Here is an 8000-nt window from a genome sequence, read left to right as displayed (position 1 = left end):
CTTCCAGCGTCATGCCGGGTTTAAGGGGCTGGTTCTGGCCGTAGGCTGCTACGTTTTGTTGCGCCAGTCTGACTTTGATGCGGTACAGGGCTTCATTGCTGTTAAAGCCTTGCAGGCTTTGCTGGGCATTGCTGAGTATGGTGCTGGCGAGGTGGGTGGGTAATTCATTGGGGGCGATTGGGGTGCTGCTGACGTCGGTGACTGTGCCTTGTTGTAAGCCGAATTTTTGGTAAGGAAAGGCCTGGTAGCGGATCAGCACGGTTTGCCCGGCACTCACAAAGCCAGCAGTGCGGCTTGGGGCGTAGAGCTGGACTTCGAGTTCGCTTTGCTTGGGTAACAGGGTCAGCACATTTTGTCCGGCGGTGATGGTTTGTCCGGCGGCATAGCTGAGCACGCTGACGATGCCGTCTTGCGGGGCGGTGATCAGGGTGGATTTACGGTTACTGTTTTCTGCGCTTTCCTGTTTTAAGCTGGCCAGACTGCGTGCCAGCTGGGCCTGATCATTGGCGAGCTGGTTGTCGAGATCGGTCAGCTCAGCGCGTAAAGCGAGCTGATTCGCTGCAAGCTGGAGTTGATTACACTGCAGTGTCGATAAGCGACTCGACAGGTCGAGTAATTCTTCCTGCTTTTGTTGGGTCTGGGCGGTGGAAACGTAGCCGCTTTTTTCTAATTGTTCAAATTTATGCAGACTCTGTTGCGCCAGTGTGATTTCCTGATTCAATTGCTGTTGTTCGGTTTGCAGATTACTGAGGCGGGATTGCAATGCGGATTTTTTGTCACGGGTCTGGCTACTGCGCTGTCTTTGTTCGGTTTCCAGACTATGCTGACGCGCCGCTAACTGCTGTGCGATTAAGGCAGTGATTTCTCCCTGATCGCCCATGCGTTCGGTATTGAGTTCAAACAGGGCTTGTCCCGCTTGTACCAGCTGGCCTTCTTTGACCAACAATTGACGCAGAACACCCGTGCCGGGTGCGATCACACTCAGGCTGCCAGAGACCGGCAAAGTCAGACCAGTGACACGGGCTTTTTTAGTGATACTACCGAGGGTGATGTAGGCGATTAAGGCGATTAAGGCGATGCTGAGGCAAGTTGCGACTAAGGCAATCAGCCAGGACGACACCGGTTGCGCCAGACGAATCGCACCCATCCATTGCTGACTTTGTTCCGCAGTAACTTCATTGCGGAACAGGGGACTGCTGGGGGTAACGGACTGCGACATCGCTATTCACCTTATCAATTTGACTCAGTGTTTTTAATTTAGCATGTAAAAATTAATAAGGAAACAGAGTTTTTTTAAATATACTTATCTGTTGTTTTTTTAATGATCGCTAATAATAGGTATTGCCTGCGACATAAAAAAAGCGGTTATGTAAAATCGGTGCGAGCTAACTCATATCCGGAACTGAAGTTTCCAGATATTACAAAACATCCACTTGGGATAGGGTTGCCGTTTATGTCCCTTGAGCGCATAGCAATGCGTGATTCATCGCCGATGCGGATTGCAATTGCTGAGTGGTGCGCACAAAGCCTGGCGCTTAGCCCACTTTTAGCCCATGTCGCGATTAGCGCAGGAAATCAAATTCCAGTTTCTGTGTACTTTTGAATTCGCGATGTAGCCTGTGCAACTGCAATGATCGCTGAATCACATCACAGCCTCTTCTTTGTATCGCCTGTTCCTGTTCAATTCTCTCTATTTCCTTTTTGACTTTCAGATGGTCAGCACTTCTGCTGCTATGAATTCACTGTTTTGTGTTTTTTAAAAGCTTAATGACCTCAGCGTGATCTCAAAAAAATGATTCAGCGTGATAGAAAAACATGTTTTTTCATTGTTTAACAAATTCACGATGATTCGTTTCAGTTTTGCACTAAAGGGCAATATCAAACTCTAGCACGCCTTTATATTATTGATTTAAGGCAAGTTATTTTGGTTTTCTTGATGAAGAAAAAGCGTTTTATTTTTAATTAATTAGAAACAATGTTTCCTTAATAATGGGTTTTATAGAAGTTTGTGAAGAAGCGAAATTTCTGAACTTTAAATTGGCTGGAACGAGTGTTTTCTTGGAAAGTTGGCGCTAATTTTTATTGGGAGAAAACGGGCAGTGGTGACTAATCATGAGTTTAAAACCAATAAATGTAGATGAATTTCACGTCAAAAATTGGAGCCGTAATGTCTGTCAAAAAGGTGTTTAATTTTCGATTGATCGGCGTTAGCCCGCGTGATGCTGCACTGTTTGCTTCCTATGTCCGCGTCCTGGATTTCAGACTTGAACATAAGTGGCAGTATCAGGACAACGATGCGCACTTGATTATTTATGGTAGCCCATCCACTCAAACTCAATCGGTAGAAATCCAGGATGAATTCGTTCACGCGCTCTGTTTTTCTGCCAGTGAAACCGGTGACAAGTTTTTGCGCCTGCCTTTAAATTCTGCAGAAATTGAAGCTGCACTTAATCGGATAGGAAATTTAATCAATCTCAGGCAAGACCAACAAAACACATCAGCCATTAACCCGGAACAATCCTATCGCTTAAAGCGTTGGCCGCCCGCTGGCTTGCTCAATACATCTGATCGTATTCGCTTCGCTACGCTGTTGACTAAACGTGTTCTTTCGGTGAGCAAGCTACATATGCACACAGGATTAGCATTGGAAAAATGCAGATTATTTGTTGAGGAATTGTTGAGCAATGATTTGTTAGAAGAGGTGGCTGCTGAAGATGAAAAGTCCCCTGATCCACAAAGTAAGCGCATTGAGCAAGATAAGGGAATTTCACGGTCCGGTTTGATTTCTTTGATACGCAGCAATCTATCCCGATTTGCAAAGTGAGGTGAAGGGGAATGACAGAGCACAAAATATTATTTAGCGGCACGACAGGCGCAGGAAAGACAACGGCGATCAGCAGAGTCAGTGAAATAAGGACTTTAACGACTGAAGTCAGAAATACTGACGCTACTGTGAATAAAAGTACGACGACAGTAGGCTTGGATTATGGCGAGTTGACCTTGGATAACGGCGATAAGCTCAGGCTTTACGGGACACCGGGGCAAGTCCGTTTTGACTTTATGTGGGAGATTCTCGCGCGCGGCGCCTTGGGTTTAATCATCTTAATCGATAACAGTTCGGCCGATCCCTTAGCTGACTTAAGTATGTACGTAAAGGGATTTGAACGCTTGATCAAAGAGACTGCCTGTGTGGTCGCCATTACGCGCACAGAGACGCATCCAGAACCTGGTATCGATTGTTTTATTGAACATCTGGAGTCGTGTGGGGTAGTTTGCCCGGTCATCGCAGCAGACATTCGGGATACTTTTCAGGTGGTTGAATTATTGGAATTGTTGATGCTTCAGTTAGAAGTAAATCAGGAGGTTTCTTCGTATGCAGAATAAAGAAAGTCTACTAAGCGATGCAAAGGCTGCAATCGACTTAGTCCTGGCGGAAGTACGCAGTGTTAAGGCGGTTGTGATTTCTACCGGCGACGGTTTCGAAGTGGCAGCGAGAGTAGAGGACGCGACGCAAATTACACGTATGTCTGCGATGGCGAGTTCTTTGTCCGCGTTGGGGGCATTGGCCGGGGAAGAGAACGGTTTAGGTAATTGTAAAAATATGATTATCGAATCGGAGTCAGGAATGCTCGTTATTTTGCAGGTGCAGAGAGGAGCGGATACCTTCATTCTCAGTGTTATCGCGGGTAGCGATGCGGTGGTTGGGCAGATACTTTTCTTCGCTAAACAGGCTGTGCGGATATTACAGATCGCTTAGGAAATTTTCTGAATCAAGCTCACAAGACCCGCCTTGGCTGCAAATGATTTTGAGGCAATAACTTAGTGTCTGTAATCGCTGATATCAGGTGTTTGATGTTTTGCTTAGTTTTTTTGCAAATGGTAATTTTGACGCCATGCCATTTGCTTTTATTTGTGGCGCCAACCAATAGGAGTTTGAAATGGCAAGTATCTCTCAATCTGTGGAAGAAATAGTGAGTAGCATAGACGGCGCTATGTGTTCGGCTCTGGTCGATTCATCGAGCGGCATGATGCTGGGGCAGGCAGGCTTTGGCGTTGACCTCGAAATTGCAGCTGCGGGCAATACCGAGGTCGTAAGAGCAAAACTCAAAACCATGCGCGCGCTGGGTTTGAATGATGTGATCGAAGATATGTTGATCACCTTAGGAAAGCATTATCACATCATTCGCCCATTGCTTAAACATGAAGGTTTGTTTCTCTATGTGGTGCTCGATAAACAGAAATCGAATCTTGCTCTCGCGCGCAGAAAGATAGCTGATGTTGAGGCTGCATTGTCTGTGTAAATAATCGCTGGCTGTTAAAAAGCGCGTTAAACGATTTGCAGAGGTACATGCTTATGTATCTCTGCACACAGACAGTTTTATAGGTTTTACTGATAGACAGCCTGCTTTTTTCTTCGTTAAGACACTGAGCGAAATCAGAGCTCTTTATGAATTAAGGCAGTAAAAATTTTTAATAAGAGTGAGCTTCAGCGTGCATGTTTCTTGAATTTCGATGGAAATTTGAACATTGTTCTTCAGAATAGTTCATGTATTCCAATCGCTTAAATTGCGCGTTTTTTGGGGTGATAAACCTATCTGGTCATCGTTCTTTTACTATCCATCAATTGCAATGAAATTCAATGTCGCTTATAAAATTTGTGCCATTGTTGTCGCTGTTGGGTTTAGCCAAACTTTAGCGCAAGTAGCACCTTCGTTAAATCTGAATTCGATGCTTCAATATCCGGTAGTACAGCTATTTCTTAGCACGGACGTCAACAATAATCTGTCTATTGAGCCTGTTCCTGCGGAACATGCATTACTCATACAATTCTTAGAAGATAGACTTGACCTCAGGTTTAAGATAGAGCGCTTACCTTGGAAACGAGCATTGAGCAAGGCAATCGCTGGCGATGGTTTCTTATTTGGGGTCAGTAAAACTAAAGAGCGTCTGCAAGTGTTAGATTTTTCGGAGCCGCTTTTTGAAGATCATGCCTGGTTAGTGACCCGATGCGACTGTCAGTTTTCATTTAAAACTTTGGCAGACCTTAAAAATAAGACGATAGGCATAGTGCGAGGGACGAGTGTCGGAGAGGCTTTCGATGCGGAAGCAAATAAGTCCTTCAGAATTGAAGATGACACAGATGCGACTGAAGCGCGCTTCATTAAGCTTGATAAAGGGCGCATGGACGCCTTAGTTTTTTATAAGAGAACAGCCATCAGTCGGGAAGTGCTGGCCAGTGACTTAAATCAGCGTTATGCACCCAAACGTGAAAACAAGAAAGAACCCGTTTTTTGTGTGTTAGAAAAGCCAGTTGCGACTATTAGCATACACATAGCTGTCAAAAAAGCAGTTCATCAGCAATTACTACAAAGACTGAACGAGGTAATTGTGAGTGCCCGTTTTGTCAGTGGCTTGTAAGCCGAACCAGGAAACTGAGGCCGCTCTGATGCAGTTCGCAAGCGCTGAATTGACACGGCCTCTCGCTTTTCTGGTATTCGCATTTCACATGGCCTAGCGCTTGCCGCCGCCCAGGACACGTGCTGGCAGCATCACGATGGCGCGCAGCAATTCAAACACTCCATCAACCGCAATACCGAGTATGCGGAATGGCAGTGTGATGAGCCAGCAAACCGGATACAACAGCAGTGCGAGCAGGGCCAGTGGCCAGCAGATCACGAACAGGGTGAGCCAGATCAAAAATCCCAACATGCGTTGCTCCGTTCAGGCGAATAGCTGTTGAGCGAAATTCAGCACAGCGATCACTGCAATGCTGGCCAATAACAGGCTATCCATTTTGTCTGTGAGTTGCATGATATTTCCTTTCAAAGTGTGTGGCTGGTACGGTCACTGTAGCAGCATCTGGCTGGCATGAAAGGCTGGTGCGACTAACTGCCGTTTGTGCGGAACAGACGGCAATATCCTGTGATAAACAGGCGGATAAGACGAGGTGCAAAATACGGTCAGATGGCTCACCAGCCGTGAGCAGGCTGGTGAGCGGGCAGGTCTTACTTGAGCTTGAGCAGCAAGGCATCGATGATGGCAGCGGTTTCTGCATCCGGGTAGCCATCGAATTTACCAGGGCGGTATTTGGATTGAAAGGCGATCAGTACATTCCTGGTCGCTTCGTCCAGATTGCCATGCTGAGGGATGGCATAGCCGATTTTGGCGAGTTTTTGCTGAAACCATTTAATCTCAGGCATTTGCGTCTGATACTGCTCGCTCAGACGTGTCACTTCGTTAGCGTCAGGCCAGGGAATCAGGCCGGCATCGGCAAACTGCTTCCACGGGAACAGCGGCCCCGGATCGGACTTGCGTTGTGGTGCGATATCTGAATGGCCGAGTACATACTCGGGCCGGATCTGGTAACGCTGCACGATGTCTTTGGACAGCGCAATCACGCGGTCTATCTGCTCTTGCGGGAACGGATAATAAACGCGTCCTTGCGGTGTATCTTTATAGCCGAAGTTGACGATCTCTATGCCGATAGAGCTGGGATTAAGTTTGCTATTGCCCTTCCATTCACTGAGGCCGGCGTGATAGGCCATGCGGCTTTCATCCACCAGTTGCCAGACTTTGACCGGGCTGCGGTCACCGACCAGGTAGTGGGCGCTGACACCTTGCTGACTCAGCACGCGCAGCGAGGCCGGCTCATCAATCGCGGTGTAATGCAGGATCAGGAATTGTACCCGTGGCTCCTGGCTCACAGCAGAGATACTGCGCTCTATATCCTGTCTGGGCATCGGGGTGGTACAGGCGCTCAAGACTGCAAGGGCGAGCGTGGCAAATGAAATTCTTTTCATCATAAAGTATGTAAATGTTTAGCCGCCAGCCGCGCCGCTGAAAAATGCGCCTGGCAAGTGCTTTGGCGCAGACTGACTTCTGATGGTAAATGTTTGCGCAGCGATTCGACGATCATGGGGTGCAATTCCTGCACGCGTCCACTGAGCACGACAGGCTTATTGCCATATCTGGCGCACATAGACATACCCAGTCTGGCCAGTTCCTGCCCGGCGCGCCACAGTATATCTGCAGCCACCTGATCCTGTTGCGCAGCGGCCGCAACCGCTAAGGCCAGTTTGCCGATGTCGCCGCGACTGCGATGATAGACGAATTCCTTGGAGCTGTTCCAGTCGTGCGCACCTATCATATGAAACAGATTGCGTGCCAGCGGTGACTGTCTCCAGTAGCCTGGCTGCTCATCTTCTATGCGCCAGACATGGCGCAGCGCTTCACGCGCGATCCAGAAACCGCTGCCGCCATCATCGAGCAGATAACCGCGGCCACCGGCCCGGTGTAATTTGCCATCCGGGTCGATGTAGGCCGCAATCGAGCCTGTTCCTGCATAGATCAGGTAACCGCTGCCGGGCGAGAAAATATCGAGGTAAGCGATTTCTATATCATTGCCGACCGAGATGTGCTGTTCCGGCAGTTCGAAGATTTTTGCCAGCATCATCAGCAGCACATTGGCGTCACCACCAAAGCCTGTGATACCTGCTTTTACTGTTCTTAATTCACCATGGATGCGTGCGGTGGCCGACAGGCCTCCGAAAATTTGTTGAAATGCGGCTTTGCCATCCCGTGAATTCATTTGCAGCGCACTCAGTCCTTCGGCGGTGCCGCTGGCGATAATTTCCTGTCTGGCGGTCGCAAGTGCCCAGCGCGTTTGGGTTCCACCCGTATCGATACCCAGCCCCAGTTGCACAGGTATGTAGCTTTTCGGGCTGCTGGCTTCGGTTATGTCAGGCGGAACGTGTTCTGATTTCATGGATGAATGTATGGCGCAGGCGGATGAAAGCTAAGTCAGGCAATTTGAACTGGTGTTAAGTGGCTGATCGTTTATCATAGTCGGTTACAGACAAAACGGGCAGGTGCTGTATAAGTTTGCGTCAAACCAGTGATTCCTGCAGTCTTGTCAGAGTCAGCTGCTTATTATTGCATTTTAATTAGTATTTGATGCATAAATAGCGCACCCGTTTATATATAAATCAAGCAATGGAGAT

9 protein-coding genes are annotated in these 8000 nt (G+C 47.8%); 5 read left to right on the top strand and 4 right to left on the bottom strand.

What is annotated here, in order from left to right:
• Nucleotides 1-1219 (bottom strand): HlyD family secretion protein (locus H8K43_RS10205; protein WP_186903719.1); only part of this gene is annotated, 1219 nt, incomplete at its 3' end.
• 948 nt (nucleotides 1220-2167) lie between these two features.
• Here H8K43_RS10205 and H8K43_RS10200 point away from each other — a divergent pair.
• The 5 genes from H8K43_RS10200 (at nucleotide 2168) to H8K43_RS10180 (ending at nucleotide 5418) form a co-directional block, all read left to right on the top strand.
• On the top strand, nucleotides 2168-2824 hold the full coding sequence (locus tag H8K43_RS10200) for a hypothetical protein (RefSeq protein WP_186903718.1): 657 nt from the start codon (nucleotides 2168-2170) through the stop codon (nucleotides 2822-2824).
• An 11-nt stretch (nucleotides 2825-2835) separates the two neighbouring features.
• Nucleotides 2836-3384 carry a GTP-binding protein gene (locus tag H8K43_RS10195; RefSeq protein WP_186903717.1) on the top strand — a complete coding sequence of 183 codons (549 nt, stop codon included), beginning with the start codon at nucleotides 2836-2838 and terminating at the stop codon, nucleotides 3382-3384.
• A complete protein-coding gene (locus H8K43_RS10190; protein ID WP_186903716.1) occupies nucleotides 3374-3757 on the top strand; it encodes a roadblock/LC7 domain-containing protein in 384 nt (127 codons plus the stop codon). The genes H8K43_RS10195 and H8K43_RS10190 overlap by 11 nt, the downstream gene beginning before the upstream one ends.
• 181 nt (nucleotides 3758-3938) lie before the next feature.
• On the top strand, nucleotides 3939-4301 hold the full coding sequence (locus H8K43_RS10185; RefSeq protein WP_186903715.1) for a hypothetical protein: 363 nt from the start codon (nucleotides 3939-3941) through the stop codon (nucleotides 4299-4301).
• 328 nt (nucleotides 4302-4629) lie between these two features.
• The gene (locus tag H8K43_RS10180; protein WP_186903714.1) at nucleotides 4630-5418 is read left to right on the top strand and encodes a substrate-binding periplasmic protein; all 789 of its coding nucleotides are present in this window, start codon (nucleotides 4630-4632) and stop codon (nucleotides 5416-5418) included.
• Between the two features lie 93 nt (nucleotides 5419-5511).
• Here H8K43_RS10180 and H8K43_RS10175 read toward each other — a convergent pair whose 3' ends face one another.
• The 3 genes from H8K43_RS10175 to H8K43_RS10165 all read right to left on the bottom strand — a co-directional run bounded on the left by H8K43_RS10175 (nucleotide 5512) and on the right by H8K43_RS10165 (nucleotide 7765).
• Entirely contained in the window at nucleotides 5512-5709 is a 198-nt protein-coding gene (locus H8K43_RS10175; RefSeq protein ID WP_186903713.1) for a hypothetical protein, read from the bottom strand.
• A gap of 296 nt (nucleotides 5710-6005) precedes the next feature.
• Nucleotides 6006-6803, bottom strand: coding sequence for an N-acetylmuramoyl-L-alanine amidase (locus H8K43_RS10170; protein ID WP_230403821.1), 798 nt, complete (start codon nucleotides 6801-6803; stop codon nucleotides 6006-6008).
• Nucleotides 6800-7765 (bottom strand): N-acetylglucosamine kinase, encoded by a 966-nt coding sequence (locus H8K43_RS10165; RefSeq protein ID WP_186903712.1) that lies wholly within the window; start codon nucleotides 7763-7765, stop codon nucleotides 6800-6802. Before H8K43_RS10165 ends, H8K43_RS10170 begins: the two co-directional genes overlap by 4 nt.
• Nucleotides 7766-8000: the final 235 nt, after the last annotated feature.

It is taken from the genome of Cognatundibacterium curvum (assembly GCF_014284235.1).
Classification (GTDB): Bacteria; Pseudomonadota; Gammaproteobacteria; order Burkholderiales; family Burkholderiaceae_D; genus Undibacterium; species Undibacterium curvum.
This window is presented reverse-complemented; position numbering and strand designations above follow the sequence as displayed.